Source organism: Joostella sp. CR20 (assembly GCF_038433465.1).
GTDB lineage: Bacteria > Bacteroidota > Bacteroidia > Flavobacteriales > Flavobacteriaceae > Galbibacter.
This window is the reverse complement of record NZ_JAESVF010000003.1, coordinates 150,313-175,413: the sequence shown is the minus strand read 5'-3', so window position 1 is coordinate 175,413 and position 25,101 is coordinate 150,313. Positions and strand designations below refer to the sequence as shown.

Sequence of the window (25,101 nt, the reverse complement as noted above, 5' to 3'; positions counted from 1 at the left end):
AATTAATCTAAATAAAATATTAGTTTTTTATTAACTTATAAATTCTGTTTATGAGATGTAGCTCATGTATCTGTAACATTAGCAATAGACTAGGATTGTCTAAAATGACTTTTGTGATTTAAGTTTCGTTCTGAATTTTATTTTTTCCGTATTGCGTATAAAGCGTTCCGTATTGCGTAGGTGTATTAGCATTGAATAAAATACATTTGCATTATTTAAAATTAGTCTTAATAAGCCTATTTTTAAATTATATTTTAAGATTATGATTAAAACAGATATACTGATTATTGGGGCGGGTCCCACAGGATTATTTACCGTTTTTGAAGCAGGATTGTTGAAGCTGAAATGTCATTTAATTGATGCATTACCACAACCTGGAGGACAATGTTCTGAGATTTATCCGAAAAAGCCAATTTACGATATTCCTGGTTTTCCAGAAGTATTGGCGGGCGATTTGGTAACCAATCTCTTAGAGCAAATAAAATCGTTTGAGCCAACTTATACGTTGGGAGAACGTGCCGAAACGATTGAAAAGTTGGAAGACGAAACTTTTATTGTTACAACAAATAAAGGGACAAAACACCACGCGCCAGTAGTTGTAATTGCTGGAGGTTTAGGAAGTTTTGAGCCTCGTAAACCACAAATCGACAACATCGAGCAGTTTGAAGATAACGGCGTGGCATACATTATCAAAGACCCAGAAGTATATCGCGATAAAAAAGTATTAATTGCAGGAGGAGGAGATTCCGCTTTAGATTGGTCTATTTTCTTAGCAGATGTAGCTTCGGAAGTGTACTTGGTTCATCGTAGAAACGAGTTTAGAGGTGCTTTGGATTCCGTAGAAAAAGTAGCAGAGTTATCTAAAAAAGGAAAGATAGAACTTATTACCGAAGCAGAAGTAACACAGTTGCATGGCGATGGAAAATTGGAGGCCGTAACGGTGAAACATTTAAAAGATGGAGAATCGCATGTGGAGGTTGATAATTTTATTCCGCTATTTGGATTGTCACCAAAATTAGGACCGATAGCCAATTGGGGATTAGAGATTGAAAAGAATGCCATCAAAGTAGATAATTCATACGATTACGCAACTAATATTCCTGGAATTTACGCCATTGGCGATGTAAATACATATCCTGGAAAATTAAAACTGATTTTATCTGGATTCCACGAAGCTGCGGTAATGTGCCAGAGTGCATACCAACGTATTTTTCCAGATAAAAAGTACATCATGAAATACACCACAGTTGGTGGCGTACAAGGTTTTGATGGCACTAAAAAGGAAGCTAAAAAAGAAGTGGTAAAAAGTATTAAGTAATTATTATATGCTGTCATTGTCTGTTTTTTTTGTCTTTATGGGGTTTTACTTTTTGTACATCACCTCTCAAAGATCTGTTTATACAAGTTCGTTAAATGTATATAAGTGGGGAAAAGACAATCCTTCAAAATCAAAGTTAATAGGAGGTTTTTGCTTGCTCATTGGCTTGGTTTTAGAGCTAATTGTGTTAGGTTTTGGAAGTGGTATCTTTTCATTTTTTGTGGTGTTAATGACTTTCGGAAGTTTAATTGTTTTAATAAGTCCGACTAAATTCTTCTCAACTAAAAGTCTACTAATTATAGCCGTACTATCAATTTTACTTGAAATAAATATCTAAAATATGCCAGCTAATAAAAAACATTTATCATCTCCTTTACAACGATTTTTAAAAATTACAGCAGGCTTTATCGGTGGTTTTGTAATTACAGAGGCACTACATATGGTTTTGGCAATTTATTTTGATACTGCATCTATGATATTTACGGTTCGCTATATGGGCTTTATCGTTTGGGCGGCATTAATGATTGTAGCTTTTTTAGCCAAAAGCGGATGGAAAATATGGGGAATTTACTTCGCGATTTCTGTTGTGTTAGGGCTCATTGTTTTCTTCAATAATAATATTAATACTTTATAATTTTTTTCATGTCTAACAGAATTTATAACATTCTATTTCATACGCATACAATCAGTGGTATTTTTATAAGTGCTTTATTGTATCTCATATTTTTTACGGGTTCTGTATCATTTTTAAGAGATGAGATTAATGCTTGGGAACGTAACGAACCTATTGAAAAAGGTTATTTTGAGCATATAGATTTTGATGCTGCGCTTCAGAAATTAAAAACAGAAGACACTCTTTATAGCAGAGATATTACTTTTTCTCAACGTTTTTTTGAACGTAGAATTAGTGTGTTTATGACGCAGCCTAAAGACACTACCATTGAAACTAAAAAAGGTGGAGGTCGTCGTAGAGGCTTTTTCTACATGGACATGGATAATTATACTAAATCCGACTATGCATCTGGGTATTCGTTGGGAGAGTTTTTTTATCGATTGCATTTCTTTGCTCAGCTTAACTTTTTTGGGCGTTCAGGATATTTCTTAGCAGGTTTAGTAGCTTTCTTTTTCTTATTTGCTGTAGTTACAGGTGTTTTGGTGCATTGGAATAAAATAGTATCGAGTTTTTATGTATTTCGTCCCAAAGCAAAACTCAAAACAATTTGGACAGATGCGCATGTTGCATTAGGAGTTATTGGTTTGCCTTATCAATTTATTTTTGCAGTTACAGGAGCATTTTTAATTGTTGGGTATATGGTGATGTTGCCGCCTATGCAAAAGTTTCTTTTCAATGACAATGCACAAGAAATGCAAAAAGTTATTGAAGTGCCTGCTCTAGAGACTTATGACTATTTTGGAGATCCGTTAACGAAAGAGTTTAATGTTAACGAGTTTATTAAAACTACAAAAGAAAAGTGGCCGTCGCTTAACATTAATGGTTTTAAAATTTTTAACTACGGAAACGAAAACATGCACGTTCAGGTAATGGGTTCACCAAAATATACTGATGGTTTTGTAGGGACTGGTTACCAAACTTTTAAAGTAGAAGATAATTCTTTGGTTAGTGAAAAAGATCCGTACAATAACATTTCATATGTAGAAGGTGCTAACGATGTTATCAAACGCTTGCACTTTGGGGATTATGGCGGGTATGCAATGAAATTTATTTATCTAATTCTTGGGTTTATAACATGTTTTGTAATCATCTCTGGAGTTTTGATTTGGTTGGTTGCTCGCGATAAAAAGAATTTAGAACCTCGTAAAAAGCATTTCAATAATTGGCTTGTGCGTGTGTACATGTCGAGTATGCTAAGTTTGTTTCCTGCTACGGCACTTACATTTATCCTTGTAAAATTATTTGCAGACGATTTTGAAGGTGTTCGAATGAGTTTTATAAACCGAACTTTCTTCTGGACTTGGTTAATTATTGGAGTGTTATTGCTACTAAAAAGAAGCAATTACTTTACCAATAAAGTATGTTTAATAACGGGGGCTGTGTTTAGTTTGTTTATTCCAATTGCAAATGGAATTAAAACAGGAAATTGGCCATGGGTTTCGTATTCACACGGATATTCTCAAATTTTGGTTATCGATCTTTTCTGGATAATTGTAGCGATACTTTCTTTCGCTGTATTACTAAAACTCAAGCGAAAATAGAAACGCATTACGCACAGAATTATTCCCGATTGCGTAGGTAATTATCCGTTTTGCGTATCATTTTCAACTACTGAAATGGATACTTTTGCCGAAAATTATATTTTTAATAAGTCTAAATAAGAACTAATATGCTGATTACTTGCATAAAAAGATTAACATTTGTCGCCTTTTTAATAAGTACGTTAGTTGCTTTTTCACAAACGTCAAATGTACGTGTTTCAGGAAGTGTAACAGATGCTTCTGGAGTACCTGTAGCAGGTGCAACAGTATTACTTGAAGAACTTTCAAAAGGAGTAACAACTAATATTGATGGGCATTATGAGCTAAATGTAAAAGCTCCAAGCGGAACCTATACACTTAAAATTTCTTATTTAGGATTTGAAGAACAAGAAGTTGCTGTGAATTTAATTGCTGGAGAAGAGATAAACTATTCAGTAGCATTAAAAGAATCGTCATACGATTTAGATGAAGTTGTTGTGTCGGGTAAAAGTGTTGTAAACCAAGTTAGAGAAAAGGCATTTAACGTAAGTGTGGTAGATGCTAAAGAACTACACAATACAACCCTCGATTTAGGGCACGCATTAGATAGAGTTTCAGGAATTAGAGTTAGAGAAAGTGGAGGAGTAGGTTCTCAAATGAATTTTTCTATCAACGGATTTAGAGGAAAACAAGTACGTTTTTTCATTGATGGTGTTCCTATGGATAACTTCGGAAGTTCATTTCAGTTGAATAATATTCCTATCAATTTAGCAGAAAGAATTGAAGTTTACAAAGGGGTTGTTCCTGTAGGTTTGGGGTCTGATGCTTTAGGAGGAGCTGTAAATATCATTACAAATTCTTACACAAAAAATCATTTGGACGCGTCGTATTCCTACGGATCGTTTAATACCCATCGATCTACTTTAAACGCAATTTATGTTTCTAAAAACGGATTTACAGCACAATTAAATGCGTATCAAAACTATTCAGATAATTCGTATAAAGTAACTGTAGATGTTGCCGATATCAATACAGGGGAGTACTACCCAAATCAAACAGTTAAACGTTTTCACGACCAATATCACAACGAAACAGTAATTGCCAATTTTGGAGTTGTAAACAAATCGTTTGCAGATCAACTTTTGTTCGGAATTACGTTGGGTAATAATTACAGAGAAATTCAAACAGGAGCTCGTATTGTTAGTGTTTTTGGAGGGTGGCACCGTAGAGGAAATGTTATTATGCCGAGTGTAAAGTATAAAAAGAACAACTTTTTGATTGAAGGTTTAAATGTGCGAGTTAACGCAAACTATAACTTAGGTCAAGAAAAAAACATCGATACACTGCATAGAAGATACAACTGGTTTGGAGAGTACAAAGAATATGAAAATCCAGGGGGAGAACGTTCGTATTCGTTGTACAAATACAGAAATAATAATGGTGTAGGAACTGCATCTTTTGATTATACCATAGCAAACAAACACAGAATTTCTTTAGGGAATACATTAAATACCTTCAATAGAGAAGGTAAAGATGAGTTAAACCCAAATAACAATACGTACCAACAGCCAAGAAAAACAATGAAAAATATTCTTGGATTGAGTTATGGTTACGAAACCGAAAATTGGAATGCTTCTGCTTTTGCAAAGCAATATTTTCAGCAAAATAAATTTACACAATCTTACAATCCAACAGGAAACTATGGTGATGTAGCTTACCGAGATCAAATTAGTATTTATAATTTCTTCGGATATGGATTTGCAGTTTCGCACTTTTTCAATGAAAACTTTCAGATGAAGGCTTCTTTTGAAAAGAGTTACAGACTTCCAGATTCAGAAGAACTTTATGGGGATGTTATAAACCTTCAAGGGAATATCGATTTAAAACCAGAGCACAGTTATAATTACAATTTAGGGGCGAGCTATTGGTGGCATTTAGATAACCAAAATCATATCAACTTCAATTTAAATGGGTTTTATAGAGATGCGAAAGACTTTATTCGTCCGCGTTTAAATAACAACCAAACAATGCAGGTGATGGATAACCTTGGAAGTGTTACCAACCTCGGAATTGAAGCAGAAGTGCGTTACGATCGTGGAAGACATTTTACTGCTGGAATGAATTTAACATACCAAGATTTAAGAAATAACACCAAATACGAAGAAGGACAAACCACCGAAAGTATTGTTTATAGAGACCGAATTCCGAACATGCCTTACTTGTACGGAAATGCAGATGCAAGCTATACTTTCGAGAATGTTTGGGGTAAAGGAAACTTGTTGAGTATTGGTTATAATTTGTTGTATGTACATGCATTTTACTTGTATTGGCCAAGTTTAGGTTCGGATAAGTTGGATATTCCTGAACAGATTTCGCACGATTTAAATGCAACATATACGTTTAACGAAAAGCTTCAGTTTACGCTAGAATGTAGAAATATTTTTAATGCTGAATTGTACGATAATTTCAGTTTACAAAAACCAGGAAGAAGCTTTACAGGGAAATTAAGATACACCTTTTTATAAAATATAATGGTGGCGTTATAACCGCTAGAAGCATTTTTAATGATTCAGAAAAAATACAAAAATGCATTATAACAACTCACGGAAATATTAATTTTTATTTTAAAATTACAAAGATGATCAAAAAATCAGTTTATTTTTTCAGTTTATTATTAGCTGGAGGTTCGTTGTTAGTAGGATGTAGCGACGATGATAGTTCGGACAACCCAGGTGGTGGAGAAAACCCAGATCCAGAAGCGGCATCAAAATACATCATTACGGCAACTCCAACAGCATCAGAAGGGGTAGCAGATTATATTTTAACTGCCGATGATTTATCGCAAGGAAGTATTACTACTGCCGGAAATGGAATTGAGCAAGATGGTACTTACCGTTACTACATCACTACAAACAATAAGTTTTTTAGTATGTTATACGGACAAGGAAATCCAGGTGCTGTAACAACTTACCAATTGGATGGAGAGAGCAACTTACAAAAGTTATCAGATTTCCAAACTGAAACAGTTCAGGCTTTTGGCGCGGTTAACGACGATATCTTAATGATTAAAATTGCAAGAAACGCAGAGTCGCCATACGCATACTGGTACCAAGTGAATACAGAGTCTTCTACAATTACTTCAGAAGGACAAATCAACACGCAAGAGTTGGCAAATAAAGAAAACGGAGAGCTTGCATTTTTCTCTTGGATTACTCAAGTTGGAGACAAAGTGTATTTACCATACTTTACAATTAAAGGATGTTGTAACGATTCTTTCGGAACAGAATATCCAGACGAAGCAAACATCGCTGTTTACTCATACCCAGAAATGGAATTGGAAACAATTATTCACGATGATAGAACTAGCTACATAGGAAGATATTTTGATAACGGACTTTCTGTTGATGAAAATGGAGATGCTTATGCGTTTTCTGCTGCTGTAGCAACTACAAACGGAGAGTTAAGTTCTACAAAAGCGTCTGCAATTACAAGAATTAAAAGCGGAACTACAGAATTCGACGATTATTATTTTGATATCGAAGCTGCTGCTGGTGGAGCTTATATTACCGACCATATCTATATTGGAGGCGGTAAAGTATTAGGTATTTTAAAAGATGAAAAAACTTCTGCTTATGCAACTGGAAACAGACTGGCTATTATCGATGTTTACAACAAAACTCTTGATTGGGTAACAGGTATGCCGGCTGCAAGTACTATTTTAAACATTACTAAAGGAATGGATAACTTAGTGTCTGAAGATAAAAGTACTGTTTTTGTTGGTGTTACAACAGAAGAAGGAAGTTCTATTTACAATATTGATGTAGCTGGAGTTAGTGCTACACAAGGTATTGTTGTAGAAGGTGGTTTAGTTACTGCTATTAGTAAGCTTGAACCTGCTGAATAAGTTTAAGTTAGCTTTAAGTTTGATTAAAAAAGTCGTCTGAGCAATTGCCTAGACGACTTTTTTCATTTTATATTGATAACCTATTATAACTTAGAATTAATCAAACGGTTCCATTTTTCTGCATAAAGTACTTCGGGAATCAATTGTTTTGATTCGTTTATATCGTACACAATTAAATTGTCTACTGTTTTAGAATCTTTCTGTAACTCAATTACAATTTTAGTTACTGTGGTGCTTCTGTTTTTGTTTTCACTCTTTCTTTGTATGTTGAGTTTACTTGTTTCCAGATCTTTCAAATAGATGGTTTTTAACTCATTTTTCTCGCTTGTTTCTCTGTAGTAATACAACACGTTTTGTTGTTCATCCATAGCAAAACAAACGTCTAAAATCTGCTCGTAAACAGTAATTTTCCCTTGTCTTTGTTTAACTTCTTCTAAAATTGGAGTTAATAATTTTTTCGAATTTCTTTTAATTTGACTTCCTAAAAGAATTAAAGGAATAAGGCATGCCGCAAATATTATGACACCCCAAGTAATTGATGATAAATCCATCGATATATATTTTTTAAGTGAATGTTTTTACGCTCCAACTTGTTGAAAAGAGGAGTGTGTAAGCTTTAATAAGAAGAAGCTATTCACCAGAAAAAATGAAAAGGAAAGATGATGATTTTTGTGGTAAGATGCGTTAAGATGTACTTGTAACCAACATACAAAACATTGTTGTTAAGTGTACATAATTGCAAAACCTCAAAGTCAGCACCAAAGTCTTTGTTTATTTTTCCGCTTATATTGGTATAACCAATAATGTGTTCAGAAAAATTAAGAATTCCAACTCCCAAGTATTTATATCCTAACGATATGTTTTCAGTAGGGAAATTGTTTTTTGCGTGATTAAAAGTTTTATTTGAATCCACAGCACGTACAGGAGCACTTGTGTAAATAAGTGCGCCTAAAATGGCTATCGATATTATTTTCCAAAACTTCATCCTGCAAATATATGGTATAGTGTGAGTATAAAAGTATATTTTTACATTTTCTAAGTGTTTTAACATTAAATTAGAGGTATTTAGTTCACTTTTAGGATTTTTAATGTGTAGTAAATTTCTTAACTTGTATGAGTGTTTTAAAAAAATAAATTATGAAAGTTGTATTTAAAATCATGGTTATATGTTTGTTGGTTTCGTGTGGGAGCACTCAAGATCCGGCAACAGTTGCTAAAGAGTTGGAGGCTGTAGATGCACTTTTAAAAGAACCAGCTTTCCGTATAGAAAATCAATGGGCAATGCCTCAAATAAGCTCAAGTATGGTGCGGTTGAGCAACAGCGGAATTATGGGACCAGGAAATAATTTGCAACGTGTAGATCTTACCGGAAATGCCAATTACCTTGAAATTAAAGGAGATTCTGCAAAAGCATATCTTCCATTTTTTGGAGAACGACAAATGGGTGGTGGTTACAATACCGATGGAGAAGCGATACAATTCGATCAAAAAATAAACGATTTATCAATAGAATATCTGCAAAATAAACAACGTTACAGAGTTGCGTTTACCGCTCAAAATGGTACTGAATCTTTCGATATAACCTTATTTGTTTTTCCAAATAAAAAAACCTCACTTTCTGTAAATAGTACGCAGCGAGACCACATAACCTACGACGGATTACTTTCTGAAATTCCACAAAAGCAATAAACCCAAAATAAAAGTACAATTTTAGTAATTTAAGTAGATGAAAAACACGTATTGGAAGTATGTAATAATTGGGATTGTTTTTATTTTTTCTTCGGAAATAAAAGCGCAAGAAATACAAAAAGATTCGCTTCGGAAGTGGGAAATCGATTATGGTAAAAAAGGATTTGAATTTAAATCTACAGACGATCGTTATTTATTGCAAATTCAAAGTAGATTACAATTTAGATTTGCTACGCCAGACGATCAAGATCCTATTACTTTTGATGACTACGACGACGAAAATAGCAACCTTTTTAAAATAAATAGAGCGCGTTTAAAAGTTGGAGGAAACGCTTATCAAACTTGGTTAAAATATTATTGGGAGTACGAGTTGAGCAGGTCAAATTTACTCGATTTCCGAATTATGATCGAAAAATGGGAGTGGCTTAATTTTAAAGTCGGGCAGTGGAAAATTGAATATTCCCGTGAGCGTAGAATAAGTAGTGGTGAACAACAAGCCATGGATCGTTCTATCTTAAACCGACCTTTTACGGTAGATAGACAGCAAGGTGTTGAGTTGTACGGTAGGGTTAAAGCCGAAAAAGAGTTTTTAGACTTTAGTTATTGGGCAGCGGTTTTAACGGGTGTTGGTAGAGGTGCTACCGAAAACGACGATAAGCATTTAATGTATTTTGGGAGGTTTCAGTGGAATTTTTTAGGCGAAGATTTAGGTTTTGAAGGAAGCGATATTGAAATACACGAAAAGCCTGCTGCAATAATTGCCATTGCTGGAGTAACCAATAGGAGTCCATATACCAGATTCTCACAAACGGGCGGAGGCTCATTGGTTGGTTTTGAAGAGGAAGAAATTGGCGAGTATCGTGTAAACCAATACAATATTGAGACCGCTTTTGTGTATAAAGGTTTTAGTTGGCAGTCTGAATGGCATCATAAAAACATTATTAATAAACTTGAAAATGATGCTGAAACTAAGCTAGAAGGTTTTTATTTACAGGCGGGTTATTTAGGACATTCAAGCATAAACTGGTGGCCTAAACCATTAGAAGTTGCTGGGCGATATTCTCGCTACCAACCAAATACAGCGCTTTCAGATAATTATCAGTATGAAAAAACACTAGCCTTAAACTGGTTTTTTACCGAGCATAAAAATAAACTAACCTTCGAGATTAGCCATTTTGATTACGAAACACAAACAGGTGATGTAGACAATAAAATCCGATTTAGAATTCAGTGGGATATATCACTTTAATATTGTGCTCTGTACTGTGAAGGTGTAACTTGCTTTAATTCTTTAAATTTTCGGTTGAAGTTTGTTATGTTCTGAAACCCACAAGCATCAGAAATACTAGCGATTGACATGTCTGGATTTTTGTATAACAGTTTGCATGCGTGTTCGATTCGTATTTCTATTAAAAACTGAAAAAATGTTTTATTGGTTCGCTTTTTAAAATACCTGCAAAAAGCATTTTTTGTCATCGATGCTTTTTCAGCAATTTCATCAAGAGTGATATTTTTATTGTAATGCGTCATGGCGTGTTCAAACACAGCTCTCATGCGTTTTCCTTCATCGTCACTGTATATTTTTTGATATACAAATGACGAAAGCGCAACAAACTCAGACTTTAAAATTTCATTGATAATTATCAGCAGCGAAGCAATGCGTTCAATTTTATTCTGACTGCTTAAAGTCTTGAAGATTTCAATGATTTTATCTTTATTGCTCGTTAGTTTCATCCCGAGCGCAGCATTTTTAAAAAACGAATCGATTTCTTTAAAATCAGGAATTCCAAAAAAACTTTTTCCAAAAGAATCTACCGTAAAAAACAGCGTGTACATTACCGATTTTGAAGTGAGTTCAATATCACTTTTAAACACATGTGGAACGTTACTCCCGATAACTAAAATATCGTTTTCTTGATAATGATTAATGGTGTCTCCAACAATGAGTGTTCCAGTTCCTTTTACAATAAAACTTATTTGTATTTCTTCGTGTTGATGTAATTGATCGTAAAAAATTATTTCGTGATCTTCTTGGTAAACAAGTGCCTCTTGCTCTGGTTTTGGAATTTTAAATGGGAGAACTTTCAAGTGGTGTTATTTGTGGTTATTACTCAAAAATAACAAAATAAAATTTATTTAGGGTAATATAGTATTGTAAGTTGAAAGATTACATTTCAAAGTTGAATCCTTTTTTCGCAAGTTTTGTATAGATTTCAGGATCAAATTTGTAAAGTTTTGCTGCGCGATGCGAAACATCTTGTTGCTTCTCTTTTAAATCAACAAGGAGTTTCATTTTTAATATTTTTCTACGGAAATTAGGTTTGTCGAGTTCAACGCCTAAAATTTCTTGATACAGCTGCATTAACTGGTACAAAGTAAATTTTTCAGGAAGTAAATTAAAACCAATAGGGGCAGTTCGCACTTTATTTCTTAGATGCGCAAGGCTGTATTTTAAAATTTCGTTGTGGTCGTAAATAAGGTTTGGAGTATCTTCAATTTTATACCACTTAGCATCAGAAGCTGTAAAACCAGCTTTAACATCGTAATCTTCTTTTTTGATAAGAGCGTAATACCCAATGGTGATAACTCTTCCGAGCGGGAAACGATTTGGATCGCCAAAAGCTTTTAATTGTTCAAGGTATAAATCAGAAATTCCTGTAAGCTCTTTTAACAATCTATGAGCAGCGTTGTCAATGCTTTCATCTTCTTTAATCCATCCTCCAGGTAATCCCCATTTTCCTTTGCTTATTCCTTCAGCATGCTGAATTAATAAAACCTCAAGTTTACCTTGTTCAAAACCAAAAATAGCACAATCGATCGTAATGGCATTCATTACTTTTTGCTCGATTATTTTTCCTGATTCTTCATCAATAAATTTTTTAATCATTTTAAAGAAGGTCGATTTGTTAATTATGCATAAATACAAAATAATTTCTATATGTCATATTATCGATAATAATATTACAAATTATTTACATTTAACTATATTATTTTGATAATATGGAAATAATTATTTAGTATTGTAGTCAAATTAACTATAAGATATAGTTTAAACGACTATTAATGAACAATCAAACTAACCTAAAACCTAGCAATGTTTATTTAATTACAGCCGTTGCTAGCCTCGGAGGCCTACTTTTTGGCTACGATACTGCTGTTATTTCAGGAGCCGTAGGCGGACTTAGAAGCTTCTTCGTTTCGCCATTATCAGAAAGTGCTCAAACTGCAGCGAGTGCAATAATAGAATTTAAAGGATTAATAGCCATGTGTGCGCTGGTAATTTTTTTACTTTTTAGTTCTTTCATCTTCAAATTCTTTAAAAAAGCAACCGCAATTATAGTATTATTAGTTTCGGTATTCCTTATCGGAATTTTACTTTACAACAACTTTTTATCCACTCCAAATGTGTTAACCGAAAACCTTGAAAATTCTATTTTAGGATTTATGGTAAGTAGTGCTTTGGTGGGCTGTATTATTGGTGCAGCGTTGGGAGATAGAGTTTCAAACTCTATTGGCCGTAGAAACGGACTTATCGTTGCGGCGCTGTTGTTTATCATCTCGGCATTAGGGTCTGCGTACCCAGAAACACTGCCGTTTCCAATGGTTGGAAATTTAACCACTTTTATAATTTATAGAGTTATTGGTGGTATTGGTGTAGGGTTGGCAAGTATGTTAGCGCCACTTTATATTGCCGAAATGGCACCTGCCAATATGAGAGGAAAATTGGTTTCTTGCAATCAGCTCGCAATCGTTAGCGGAATGTTGGTGGTATATTTTGTAAACTACTTTATTGTTAAGGGTCAAGAAGATAGCTGGATTGATACTGTTGGATGGAGATTTATGTTTTTGTCGGAATGTATTCCTGCTGTTTTATTTTTCTTCTTTTTATTAATTGTGCCAAAAACTCCGCGTTTCCAAGTGTTAAAAGGAAATGATGAAGCAGCAATTGCAGTATTGACAAAATACAATGGTTCCTCTAAAGCAACAGAAATTTTAGCCGATATTAAAAAGTCATTTAAAGTGAAAAAAGCACCGTGGTTAAGCTACGGATGGGCAATTATTATCATCGGACTTTTACTTTCTATTTTTCAACAATTCGTAGGAATTAATGTAGTGCTTTATTATGCGCCTGAGATTTTTAAAGGAATGGGTATGGAAACCGACGCTTCGATGATGCAAACCATTATTGTTGGTGCTATCAACTTATTGTTTACTGTTGTTGCAATGTTTACGGTAGATCGCTTCGGAAGAAAAATTTTAATGATTATCGGAAGTATTTTCATGGCAATTAGTATGCTTGGTTTAGGAACTGTTTTATATGCTGATAATAGTGGAATTGCAGCGCTACTCCTTATGTTACTTTACATTGCAGCTTTTGCGATTTCTTGGGGGCCTGTTACTTGGGTTTTACTTTCTGAAATTTTCCCGAATAAAATAAAAGGAGTGATGGCAGTTGCTGTTGCTGTGCAATGGTTGGCAAACCTTGTAGTTTCTTGGACATTCCCAATGATGAACAACAATACTTATTTGAACGATATGTTTAACCACGGATTTGCATATTGGATTTATGGGTTGATGGCAGTTTTATCGGGTGTTTTTATCTGGAAATTCGTTCCAGAAACCAAAGGAAAAACATTAGAGGAAATGGAAAATATTTGGGGACAATCGTCGGAAACGGTTTCAGAATCATAATAAAGTAAACATGTATTTTTTAGGAATAGACTTAGGAAGTTCTTCAATTAAGTTAGCTGTTTTAGATGCTGAAACAGAAAAGTGTATCGTATCGATTTCCGTTCCAGATTACGAACTTGAAATTAACGCTCCAAAAAATGGTTGGGCAGAACAAGACCCAAACATGTGGTGGGAGCATGTTAAAGACGGAATTTCGAAATTACATACCGAGCACGGAATTGATATAAAAAAAATTAGCGGAATCGGAATTGCATACCAAATGCATGGTTTGGTGTTAACCGATGAAAACATGACCCCTGTTCGCTCATCAATTATTTGGTGCGATAGTCGAGCAGCGGTTATTGGAGATGCTGTTTATAATGAAATAGGAGCAGAAGCTTGCCAAGAACAAATACTTGGAAGTCCAGGTAATTTTACTGCTTCCAAATTAAAATGGGTAAAAGAAAATCAGCCAGAAATTTATGCCAAAGCTAAACACATGATGCTTCCTGGCGATTTTATTGCAGCGAAGTTGACTGGTGTTGCCCAAACGAGTACTTCTGGATTGTCGGAAGCTGCTTTGTGGAATTTTAAAGAAAACAGACTTGCAACTGAAGTTTTGGATGCGATGGGGATTTCAGAAGAAATTATTCCTGAAGTGGTTTCAAACTTTGGAAATCAAGCGGTTATTCAAAAAGAAGTTGCGCAAGCTTTAGGATTGTCTGAAAATGTTCAGATAAATTACAGAGCAGGCGATCAACCAAACAATGCATTGTCGTTAAACGTACTAAATCCTGGTGAAATTGCTGCTACGGCAGGTACTTCGGCAGTAGTTTATGGTGTGAGTAACACCGACGATTACGATGCTAACAACCGTATTAATACCTTTTTACATGTAAATAATTCTTCGTCTGCAAAGAAAAACGGAGTAATGGTGTGTATTAACGGTTCTGGAATTTTGTACCAATGGCTTCGTAAAACCTTATCAGAAAACACAAAAAATCTTATCGATTATAACACCCTAAATGAACTTGCTTCTCAAAGTGAAGTAGGAGCAAAGGGACTTCGTTTTTATCCGTTTGGAAATGGTGTAGAGCGAATTTTTAATAACAAACCAGCTTTTTCAGGAATCGATGGGTTGAATTTTAATATTCATCAGAAATCAGATTTGGTGAGAGCAGCCTGCGAAGGAATTGTTTTTGCACTGAATTATGGTTTTGAAATTATGCGAAATGTTGGTGTTGAAGGAAAAGTGGTAAAAGCTGGGAAAGCAAATTTATTTTTAAATCCTGTTTTTAGAGAAATTTTTGCCAATACAACCAATACTACGCTAGAGTTATACAATACTTCTGGAGCTGAAGGTGCTGCGAGAGGTGCCGCTTACGGATTTGGATATTTTTCAACACTAGAAAAAGCTTTTCAAGGACTAGAATGTTTAGAGCGAACAGAGCCAAAAGCTTCATTAGTTGAAGCATATCAAGAAGTGTATCAAGACTGGAAAAATCAGATAAAAATAAATCAATAAAAACTAAAGCATCGTTTTTTCTGCTGAATAAAGAAAACGATGTAGCAACAACATAAAAACTAAACACATGAAATCTACATTTTTTAAGAACATAGACAAGATTCAATTTGAAGGAAGAGAAAGCGACAATCCATTAGCGTTTAAATGGTATGATGAGAATAAAGTAGTAGCAGGAAAAACTTTAAAAGAACATTTAAGATTTGCAACTGCATACTGGCATACATTTAACAACAAAGGAGGAGATCCGTTTGGAGCGCCAACCGAAACTTTTGCTTGGGACCAAAGTAACGATGTTATTGGTAGAGCAAAAGATAAAATGGATGCTGCTTTTGAATTTATGAGCAAATTAGGAACTCCGTTTTATTGTTTTCATGATGTAGATGTTGTAGATGAAGCACCAACACTTGCTGAGTTTGAAGGAAGAATTCAAGAAATGGTTGCTTATGCAAAACAAAAGCAAGAAGAAACGGGTATAAAATTACTTTGGGGAACTTCAAACTTGTTTAGCAATCCTCGTTTTATGAATGGTGCTGCTACCAATCCAAATTTTGATGTAGTTGCTTATGCGGGAGCGCAAGCAAAAATAGCAATCGATGCAACAATCGCCCTTGGCGGAGAAAATTATGTTTTCTGGGGAGGTCGCGAAGGTTACATGAGTTTGTTAAATACTGATATGGGGCGTGAGTTAGACCACTTAGGAAACTTCTTAAATATTTGTAAAGACTATGCTAGAAAACAAGGGTTTACAGGGACTTTCTTAATCGAGCCTAAGCCAATGGAGCCTACAAAACACCAATACGATTTTGATTCGGCAACTTCAATTGGATTTATCAATAAATATGGTTTACAAAACGATTTCAAACTTAATATTGAAGTAAATCATGCAACATTAGCAGGACATACTTTTGAGCACGAACTTCAAGTTGCTGTAGATAACGGAATGTTAGGAAGTATCGATGCGAATAGAGGAGATTACCAAAACGGATGGGATACCGATCAATTCCCATTAAACTTATTCGAAATTACTGAAGCGATGTTGGTTATTCTTCAAGGAGGAGGAATTCAAGGTGGAGGTGTAAACTTCGACGCAAAAGTTAGAAGAAACTCTACCGATCTTGAAGATAAATTTATCGCTCATATCTCTGGGATGGACGCATTTGCACGCGGATTAATCTGTGCAGATCACATCTTACAAAATACAGACTATAAAAAATTACGCAAACAACGTTACGAAAGCTTTGATAGCGGTAACGGAGCAAAATTTGAAAATAAAGAGCTTTCATTAGAGCAACTAAGCGAAATCGCAAGAGCTAATGGAGAGCCAAAACAAATAAGCGGAAAGCAAGAATTATTTGAGCAAATTCTAGCCAACGCTTTTTAGTAGCTAACTGATTATTTTATTCTAACAAATTATTTATTATGGAAAAACAAACAGATTTTTTTTGTGCCAAAAATTTTCTGAAAGTAGCAGTATTGCTTTTTGTTTTCCTTTTACAAACGAGTTATGCGCAAGCGCAAAGCATAACAGTAAAAGGTACAATTACATCTGCTGAAGATGGAATGCCTATTCCTGGAGCAAGTATCATGGTTGATGGTACAACAAAAGGAACAACATCAGATTTTGATGGGCTTTATCAAATTGAAGTTCCTGAAGGAGGAGTGCTTCAATTTACCTACATTGGTTTTGTGAGTCAAAAAGTGCCTGTTGGTTCGCAAACAACTATCGATGTAGCTTTAAAAACCGACACACAACAACTGGATGAAGTAGTTGTTATTGGTTATGGGGTTCAGAAAAAAGAACTTGTAACTGGAGCAAACCTTCAAGTATCTGGAGACGATCTTCAAAAGCAAAGCACAACAAATGCCTTACAAGCTTTGCAGGGTCAAACTCCTGGGGTACAAATTACCTCTACTTCTGGGCAACCAGGAGAAGGAATTAATGTGGTAATTAGAGGGCTTGGTTCTACAGGAAGCAATGCTCCTTTGTATGTTGTAGATGGAGTTTTAACAAACGATATTTCATACCTTAACAATGCCGATATTGAAAATATTTCTATTTTAAAAGATGCCGCATCTGCAGCTATTTATGGTTCGCAAGCAGCAAACGGAGTTGTTTTGGTAACCACTAAAAAAGGGAAGAAAGGACATGCTCAAATTACTTTCGACCACTATTATGGTTTACAAGAAGTGCCACACGTTATGGATATGGCAACCGGAAAAGAATATGCTACGTTGCTTAACGAAGCAGCTTTAAATTCTGGTAGTAACCCAGTGTTTACTAATGCTCAAATCGATGCTTTAGGTGAAGGAACTAACTGGATGGAAGAAATGTTTTCAACTGCCAAAACCGAAAACTATACCTTGGGAATTACAGGAGGAAGCGATACATCTAACTATTCTTCTTCTCTGTCTTATACAAATCAAGAAGGAATTGTAGGTGGAGCAGATTTATCAAACTACGAGCGTTATAATTTCAGATTTAATTCTGAACACAAATTATATGACGACCGAATTACTTTTGGTCAGAACTTAAGTTTTGCATACATCAAAAATAATGGAGTAGGTGTTGGAGATCAATATAACAATGCGTTAAGAGGTGCTTTCCAAGCGAGCCCATTAATCCCGATGTTTGATGAAAACGGAAACTATTACAACACTGCTGGAGCATCTGAAGTATGGTTATCTGGAATGTCTAATCCATACGCATCAATGGTTTACGGAAATCAAAACAGAAGCGAAACACAAAAAGTTCTTGGAAATGTGTACATGGAGTTTAAATTGGCAGAAAACTTAAAATTCAGAACAAGTTTAGGGTTAGATTATTTCTCATCTCAAGGACATTCATTTAGTCCAATTTACCAATTATCTGCGTACGATTTTAACCAATTCTCAACGGCTTCACAAAGCATGAACGAAGGGAAATCGTTAATTTGGGATAACTTATTAACTTACACATTTGATGTAAAAGAAGATCATCATTTTGAAGCGATGTTAGGTACATCTTCATTTAAATACGATGGTGTTTCTATGTACGGAAGCAACGTAAATTTAGTATTCGACGATTTACAGCACGCATGGTTAAGCAATGCGACAAACTCAAACGGAGCGCAAATTTCGCTTTCTGGAGGTCCAGATTCAGTAGTAAAAAGAATGTCTTACTTTGGACGTTTAAACTACAATTTCAAAGAGAAATACTTACTTAACTTTACATACAGAGCCGATGGTTCTTCAAACTTTGCAAGTGGTAATCGTTGGGGATTCTTCCCTTCTGTTTCTGCAGGATGGATTATGACACGTGAAGACTTTTTAGACGATTCAGAAGTATTAAACTACTTCAAGCTTAGAGCTAGTTGGGGACAAGTAGGAAACCAAAATGTTGGTAATTTCCAATACTTAGCGCCTATTACATACAGCGGAAGTAACTATACTTTTGGTGGAGAAGAAGGTGTTTTAACGCCAGGTGCTTACCAAAACAGATTGGCAAATCCTGAGTTACAATGGGAAACTTCAGAGCAATTAGACTTAGGGTTTGATGCACGTTTCTTTAATAATAAATTGACTGTTAACTTCGATTGGTACGAAAAAACAACTAGAGATTGGTTGATTAGAATTCCAACATTAGCAACTTCTGGGGTTACTTACCAATGGACAAACGGTGGTGATGTTACCAATACTGGGGTTGAGTTGGCGTTGTCTTACAGCGATAGAATTGGCGAAGACTTTAGTTTTAATATTGGAGTGAATGGTGCCTATAACCAAAATGAAGTTGGTAATATTCCTACTGAAGATGGAATTATCCACGGTGAGATTAACCAACTTTGGGACAACTCACCAGAATTTTATAGAGCAGAAAACGGACATCCGCTTGGATATTTCTGGGGATATAAAACAGACGGTGTTTTCCAAACTGAAGAAGAAGTTGCAAACTACCAAAGTAGCAACGGAAACCAAATTCAGCCAACAGCAGTTCCAGGAGATTTAAGATATGTAGACACAAACGGAGACGGTGTTATTAATAACAGCGACAAAGTAGAAATAGGAAATCCAAATCCAGATTTAACGTACGGGGTGTCTTTATCTGCAAATTACAAAGCTTTAGATTTTTCGGTTCAAACCAGTGGTGTAGCAGGAAACCAATTAGTACAATCGTACAGAAATGTTTCTAATGCCTACGGAAATTTACCAGCAGAATACATTGAGCGTTGGCATGGACCAGGGTCTTCAAACGAAATCCCTAGACTTACTTTAGATAACAGAAACTTTTCTCAGTTTTCTGATATCTACGTAAAAGATGGTGACTTTTTTAGAATTAGCAATATTACTTTAGGTTACGATATTGCAAAAGGTGTTAATAAAGAAAACTTCTTTGCTAGCCAGTTAAGAGTTTACTTCTCTGTATTGAATGCCTACACGTTTACAAGTTATAACGGAATGGATCCAGAGGTGGGTTATGGAGTTTCTACAAACGACTATAACTTTTCATCTGGGGTAGATGTTGGATACTATCCACGTCCGAGAACTTACATGATGGGACTAAACATTAAATTCTAAAAAACAATGAAACATCCGTAGGATTTCTTTCAGAAGTAAAACGGATGTTCCATGTGACTTTTGATAAACAATAATTATTGACACATGAAAAAACTTAGCATATTTACCATAAGCATAGCCATGTTAACATTGGGTTCGTGTACAAAAGATTACTTAGACACCGAGCCGTTGACAGAGCTAACAGATCAAAATTTTTATAAAACCAAAAGCGATGCCTATGATGCGCTTGTAGGTTGTTACGACGGAATGCAAATTGCAGAGGGAGCTTCGGCAATACCATTTGCATTAGTTTCTGAAGTTATTTCCGACGATTGCTTTGGAGGAACAGGAAACTCAGATACCTACAGCTACCAAGCTCTAGATGAGTTCGACCCGAGTAGATCACCTTCAGATGTAGATTTCTTTAACGATACATGGACAAAGTATTACGCAGCAATTTTTAGATGTAATTCTTTGTTACAAAAAATGGATCAAATAGATTGGGAAGGCGATACAGCTTTAAGAAATACATACGAGTCGGAAGCTCGATTCATCAGAGCGTATATGTATTTCGACCTTATGAGATTGTTTGGAAGCGTACCATTAATTACAGTTCCTACAACAGACAACGTGCCACAGGCACCTGCAGAAGATGTTTATAAAGTTATTGCTGAAGATTTACAATTTGCAGCAAATAACCTTGAAAATGCTGCATATACTTCTGTAGAAAGTGGAAGAATTACCAAATGGGCTGCCCAAGCGATGTTAGCCAGAGTTTATATGTTTTATACAGGTTATTACAGCGCTTCAGATTTAGTTGGAGTTGTAACAAAAGCTGAAGCTTTAGCTGGTTTAGAAGATGTAATTGCAAATAGTGGTCATGGTTTGGTTGAAGATTTTAGTGCGCTTTGGCCAGCAGCATCTCTTGAAGATTATGCAGGAGAAGATAACAAAGAAGTTGTGTTTTCTGTAAAATACACTTACACTAGTGATTACGACGGAAATACAGACGGAAACCATTGGATGGTATTCTTCGGAATGAGAGAGTTTGATTATTATCCTTACGGAAGAGGTTGGGGAGTTACAGCTACTCCAGAAGTGTATAACGCCTTTACAACTGGAGATGCTCGTAGAGATGCTTCAATTATTGCCGTTGCTGAGGATAATATTCCTTTTGAAAATCAAGATAAACAAAGAGAATATACAGGGTATTACAACAAAAAATATACCCCAATGATTGACGAAGATGGAAACAGTGTAGCCGAGCAAAACGGAGCTGTAAACTTCCAAATTGGTCAGTTTCAAGATTATTTTGTAATTAGATATGCCGATGTACTTTTAATGGCTGCCGAACTTGGAAGTCCAAATGCACAGCAATATTTCGACGAAGTTCGTGAGCGTTCTTTAGGTGAAAACTTTACGTCTGTTGCAGTAACACAAGCTAATATTTATAAAGAAAGAAGACTAGAGTTTGCTTTTGAAGGAATTAGATATTGGGACTTACTTAGAAGAGGCGTGAGTACAGCAGCTTCAGAAATTGCCGAAAATACAACCGTACTTAACGGCGGTATTGAAACAACAAAAGTTATTTCAGCAGGAAAAATTCAAGCTACCAATGGTCTGCAACAAATTCCGAATACGCAAATAACATTGTCAGACGGAGTATTGAAGCAAAACGCAGGTTGGTAATCGATAAATTATAAAATTAAAGACATGAAAACAATATATAAATTAAGTCTTCTTTTAGTTGCAATCGGACTTATCTATAGCTCTTGTGACGACCATGAGTACGAAATGGGTTCGAAGCTAGCTATCGATAAGATAGACTTTACAATCGAACAAGATTTAAGTATCGATGCTGGAGGAAATACTGTAATTCTTACCAGTAATACCCCAGAAATTATTCCTATTTGGGATTACGGTACAGGAAAATCAAACAGAGCAATAGACACTATTAACTTTGCTTTTGCTGGGGAATATGTTATTAAATTTTCTGCAATGACCGAGGGTGGAGTTGTAGAAGCAGATCCTGTAACAATTACTGTTACTGAAGATAATTTTAACTATGTTCAAAATCCACTTTGGATTAAACTTTCTGGTGGTGTTGGAGAAAGCAAAACTTGGGTGTTAGATTTAGATGAAAACGGAGTTTCTAAATATTTTGTTGGACCACAGTATTTCTACGGAACCGATAACGGATGGCTTGAAGATGGAAACGAATGGAGTGGTGGAAGCACTGGTTGTTACGGAGACGATTGTTGGAATTGGAGTCCAGATTGGCAAGGTAACCAATGGCTAATGGAAGCTGGAGATTACGGTACTATGACTTTTAGTTTAGATGGAGGTCCGTTTGTAAGTGTAAATCATTTAATGATGCCTTCTTTAGGTGAAGAAAACGGTACTTACTACCTAGATGCAAATGCACATACCTTAACTTTGACAAATGCAGAAATGCTACATAACCAAGGAAATGACGCTTGTGTAGATAGTTGGTCGTCTATTAGAATTTTCTCTCTAACAGATGACACCATGCAACTTGGAGTGCTGAGAAAAGATAGTTGCGACGGTGCTGCAATGCTTGTTTATAACTTTATTTCTAAAGAATATAGCGATAATTGGGTGGCCGAGTAATTTAAACACATAATTAATATGAAACTGTCTGAAGTAACTTGTTTTTTGTCAAAGCCTTGACATTCTTTATGGTTTTTCAGACAGTTTTTTAACAACAAAAACATGAACATCCCTTCATATTTTAAGTTAGTTTTATTTGTTGCATGTATTGGATTTTTCAGTGCATGCAATTCTTCATTACAAGGAGACAACATTGCAGAAAGTAGAATAGTCAGTTTTAACGATGGGTGGTCGTTTCATTTAAACGACAGTTTGCAGGACAACGACACTATTTCAAATACTACAAAATGGCAAGATGTAAAAGTGCCACACGATTGGAGTATCGAAATGGATTTTGACGAAAACAGTCCAACAGGTCACGGTGGAGCATACCTTACTGGTGGCTTAGGTTGGTATAAAAAGTCGTTTAAAATTAGTGAAAACGATAAAGATAAACGCCTTTCAATTGTTTTTGATGGGGTGTATTCTTATAGCGATGTTTGGGTGAATAATCATTATTTAGGAAACCGTCCAAACGGTTATGTTGGTTTTGAGTACGACATTACACCGTATGTAAATTTTGGAGATAAAACGAACGAAATTATTGTAAGGGTGAACAATAAAAATCAGCCGAATTCTAGATGGTATTCAGGATCTGGAATTTACAGAAATGTATGGCTGAAAACTACACACAAAATTCATGTAGCACAGTGGGGAACTTTCATTACTACGCCTCAAGTTTCTGCTGAAAAAGCAACAGTTCGCATTGAAACGGATGTGAAGAATGAAACGCTTCAGCAGGAAAATGTATCGATAGTGCAAACAATTTACAGCGATGAAACGGTGGTGGCAACATCAGAAGAAAAAATCGATGTAAATTCAAGTAAAACACAAAAAAGTATCCAAACATTAACGGTTGAAAACCCTAAACTTTGGTCGGATGTTTCGCCAACTCTTTATAATACAGAAACCAAAATATATGTAGGCGAGCAGTTGGTAGATACGTACCATACTTCCTTCGGAATTAGAAGTTTTAAGTTTGATTTGGAAAAAGGATTCATCTTAAACGGAACGCAAGTAAAAATTAAAGGAGTTTGTTTGCATCACGATTTAGGACCTTTGGGAGCTGCTGTAAACACAAGAGCTATTCAACGTCAGTTGGAAATCATGAAAGAAATGGGCGTAAACGGTATTCGTACAGCGCACAATCCGCCAGCACCAGAGCTTTTAGATTTATGCGACCAAATGGGCTTTATTGTTATGGACGAAGCTTTTGACATTTGGGAAAAAAACAAAAATCCTTTTGATTATGGAAACGATTGGGATGATTGGCATCAAAAAGATTTGGAAGACCAAATTCTAAGAGATCGTAATCATGCGAGTATTTTTATGTGGAGCATCGGAAATGAAATTCCAGAGCAATGGAGTGAGCGTGGTGCAGAAATAGGTCGCGAATTATCTAAAATTGTAAAAAGCTTAGATACTACGCGCTTGGTAACTGCAGCGATGAATCCTCCAATTCACATTCAAAATAAAGAAGTTACACTTCAATTTGAAGAAACTGCGGCACAACCAAATGCGTTGGCAGGGTCGGGAGCTCTAGATATTATTGGGTATAATTATGCGCATCAAACGTATGAAGACCACCAAAAGAATTTCCCGAATACTCCATTTATTGCTACCGAAACGACTTCGGGCTTACAAACTCGTGGACATTACGATTTTCCTTCAGATACTACCAAAATATGGCCAGTTCGTTGGGATAAATTGTTTACTGAAGGAAATGCCGATAATACAGTTTCTGCCTACGACCAAGTAAGAACTCCATGGGGATCGTTACACGAAACCACTTGGAAAATTATTAAAAGAAACGATTATTTATCTGGATTTTATATCTGGACAGGGTTCGATTATTTAGGAGAACCAACTCCTTATGTTTGGCCTTCAAGAAGTTCTTACTTCGGAATTGTAGACTTGGCAGGTTTCCCAAAAGACGTGTATTATATGTACAAAAGTGAATGGACAAACGAGCCAGTACTACATTTATTACCACATTGGAATTGGGAACAAGGGCAACTTATAGATGTTTGGGCATATTATAACAATGCCGATGAGGTTGAACTTTTCTTAAACGGAAAGTCCCTCGGAACAAAACAAAAAGAAGGAGAAGATTTACATATTATGTGGCGTGTTCCATTTGAAGCAGGAACATTAAAAGCAATTTCTCGTAAAAACGGAAAAGTTGTGTTGGAGCGTGAGATTAAAACTGCAAGTGAACCAGCTCAATTAAAGCTTACTGCCGATAGAAATACCATAAAAGCAGATGGAGATGATTTATCGTTTATTACGGTAGATATCCTGGATGCAGATGGAAATTTTGTGCCTACAGCCAACAATTTAATAAAGTTTGAAGTAGAAGCAGGCGATGCCACAATTGTAGCGGTTGCCAATGGAGACCCTACCAATCACGAATCGTTTAAAGGGAAACAACACAAAGCTTTAAACGGAAAATGTTTGGTGGTTGTTCAGGCTGGTAAAACAGCGGGAAGTGTAACATTAAAAGTAACTGCAGACGGATTAACGTCGAATACAATTACGCTTCAGTTGCAGTAAAAACTATAATAAACTAATTTCTTCGGAAGAAGATATTCAGAAAAATTA

The 25,101-nt window shown here is 35.5% G+C and carries 18 protein-coding genes; 14 read left to right on the top strand and 4 right to left on the bottom strand.

The genetic code is table 11. The features are described 5' to 3' along the window. Nucleotides 1-262 precede the first annotated feature (262 nt). From JMA43_RS06590 to JMA43_RS06570, 5 genes are all read left to right on the top strand, one after another. Nucleotides 263-1,318, top strand: coding sequence for an NAD(P)/FAD-dependent oxidoreductase (locus tag JMA43_RS06590; RefSeq protein WP_342155673.1), 1,056 nt, complete (start codon nucleotides 263-265; stop codon nucleotides 1,316-1,318). Nucleotides 1,319-1,658: 340 nt separating this feature from the next. Then, a complete protein-coding gene (locus JMA43_RS06585) occupies nucleotides 1,659-1,952 on the top strand; it encodes a hypothetical protein (protein ID WP_342155672.1) in 294 nt (97 codons plus the stop codon). Between the two features lie 8 nt (nucleotides 1,953-1,960). Continuing rightward, nucleotides 1,961-3,532, top strand: coding sequence for a PepSY-associated TM helix domain-containing protein (locus tag JMA43_RS06580; RefSeq protein ID WP_342155671.1), 1,572 nt, complete (start codon nucleotides 1,961-1,963; stop codon nucleotides 3,530-3,532). A gap of 128 nt (nucleotides 3,533-3,660) precedes the next feature. Further along, a complete protein-coding gene (locus tag JMA43_RS06575; RefSeq protein WP_342155670.1) occupies nucleotides 3,661-6,036 on the top strand; it encodes a TonB-dependent receptor in 2,376 nt (791 codons plus the stop codon). Nucleotides 6,037-6,149: 113 nt separating this feature from the next. Further along, complete coding sequence (locus tag JMA43_RS06570) at nucleotides 6,150-7,415, top strand: DUF4374 domain-containing protein (RefSeq protein WP_342155669.1); 1,266 nt, start codon at nucleotides 6,150-6,152, stop codon at nucleotides 7,413-7,415. 83 nt (nucleotides 7,416-7,498) lie between these two features. On the opposite strand, the gene JMA43_RS06565 is transcribed toward JMA43_RS06570, so the two are convergent. Next, nucleotides 7,499-7,966: a hypothetical protein gene (locus JMA43_RS06565; protein ID WP_342155668.1), complete on the bottom strand. Its 468-nt coding sequence runs from the start codon at nucleotides 7,964-7,966 to the stop codon at nucleotides 7,499-7,501. Between the two features lie 83 nt (nucleotides 7,967-8,049). Beyond that, entirely contained in the window at nucleotides 8,050-8,400 is a 351-nt protein-coding gene (locus JMA43_RS06560) for a hypothetical protein (protein WP_342155666.1), read from the bottom strand. Nucleotides 8,401-8,552: 152 nt separating this feature from the next. Here JMA43_RS06560 and JMA43_RS06555 point away from each other — a divergent pair, with 152 nt between their 5' ends. Beyond that, the gene (locus tag JMA43_RS06555) at nucleotides 8,553-9,104 is read left to right on the top strand and encodes a DUF4251 domain-containing protein (RefSeq protein WP_342155665.1); all 552 of its coding nucleotides are present in this window, start codon (nucleotides 8,553-8,555) and stop codon (nucleotides 9,102-9,104) included. Between the two features lie 37 nt (nucleotides 9,105-9,141). Next, complete coding sequence (locus tag JMA43_RS06550; RefSeq protein ID WP_342155664.1) at nucleotides 9,142-10,353, top strand: OprO/OprP family phosphate-selective porin; 1,212 nt, start codon at nucleotides 9,142-9,144, stop codon at nucleotides 10,351-10,353. Here JMA43_RS06550 and JMA43_RS06545 read toward each other — a convergent pair. Both JMA43_RS06545 and JMA43_RS06540 read right to left on the bottom strand, forming a co-directional pair. After that, nucleotides 10,350-11,192 (bottom strand): AraC family transcriptional regulator, encoded by an 843-nt coding sequence (locus JMA43_RS06545; RefSeq protein ID WP_342155663.1) that lies wholly within the window; start codon nucleotides 11,190-11,192, stop codon nucleotides 10,350-10,352. The genes JMA43_RS06550 and JMA43_RS06545 overlap by 4 nt on opposite strands. Before the next feature lie 79 nt (nucleotides 11,193-11,271). Continuing rightward, entirely contained in the window at nucleotides 11,272-11,991 is a 720-nt protein-coding gene (locus JMA43_RS06540; protein ID WP_342155662.1) for an NUDIX hydrolase, read from the bottom strand. A 176-nt stretch (nucleotides 11,992-12,167) separates the two neighbouring features. On the opposite strand from JMA43_RS06540, the gene xylE reads away from it, so the two are divergent. The 7 genes from xylE (at nucleotide 12,168) to galB (ending at nucleotide 25,053) form a co-directional block, all read left to right on the top strand. Next, the gene (gene xylE / locus JMA43_RS06535; RefSeq protein WP_342155661.1) at nucleotides 12,168-13,796 is read left to right on the top strand and encodes a D-xylose transporter XylE; all 1,629 of its coding nucleotides are present in this window, start codon (nucleotides 12,168-12,170) and stop codon (nucleotides 13,794-13,796) included. Between the two features lie 10 nt (nucleotides 13,797-13,806). Beyond that, nucleotides 13,807-15,300: a xylulokinase gene (locus JMA43_RS06530; protein WP_342155659.1), complete on the top strand. Its 1,494-nt coding sequence runs from the start codon at nucleotides 13,807-13,809 to the stop codon at nucleotides 15,298-15,300. 67 nt (nucleotides 15,301-15,367) lie between these two features. Next, nucleotides 15,368-16,681: a xylose isomerase gene (xylA, locus tag JMA43_RS06525; protein WP_342155658.1), complete on the top strand. Its 1,314-nt coding sequence runs from the start codon at nucleotides 15,368-15,370 to the stop codon at nucleotides 16,679-16,681. 38 nt (nucleotides 16,682-16,719) lie between these two features. Continuing rightward, complete coding sequence (locus JMA43_RS06520) at nucleotides 16,720-19,851, top strand: SusC/RagA family TonB-linked outer membrane protein (RefSeq protein WP_342155657.1); 3,132 nt, start codon at nucleotides 16,720-16,722, stop codon at nucleotides 19,849-19,851. Nucleotides 19,852-19,935: 84 nt separating this feature from the next. After that, nucleotides 19,936-21,519, top strand: a complete 1,584-nt coding sequence (locus tag JMA43_RS06515) for a RagB/SusD family nutrient uptake outer membrane protein (RefSeq protein WP_342155655.1) — start codon at nucleotides 19,936-19,938, stop codon at nucleotides 21,517-21,519. Nucleotides 21,520-21,543: 24 nt separating this feature from the next. Then, nucleotides 21,544-22,461, top strand: coding sequence for a hypothetical protein (locus tag JMA43_RS06510; protein ID WP_342155654.1), 918 nt, complete (start codon nucleotides 21,544-21,546; stop codon nucleotides 22,459-22,461). A 102-nt stretch (nucleotides 22,462-22,563) separates the two neighbouring features. Continuing rightward, entirely contained in the window at nucleotides 22,564-25,053 is a 2,490-nt protein-coding gene (gene galB, locus JMA43_RS06505) for a beta-galactosidase GalB (protein ID WP_342155652.1), read from the top strand. The last annotated feature ends 48 nt before the right edge of the window (nucleotides 25,054-25,101 follow it).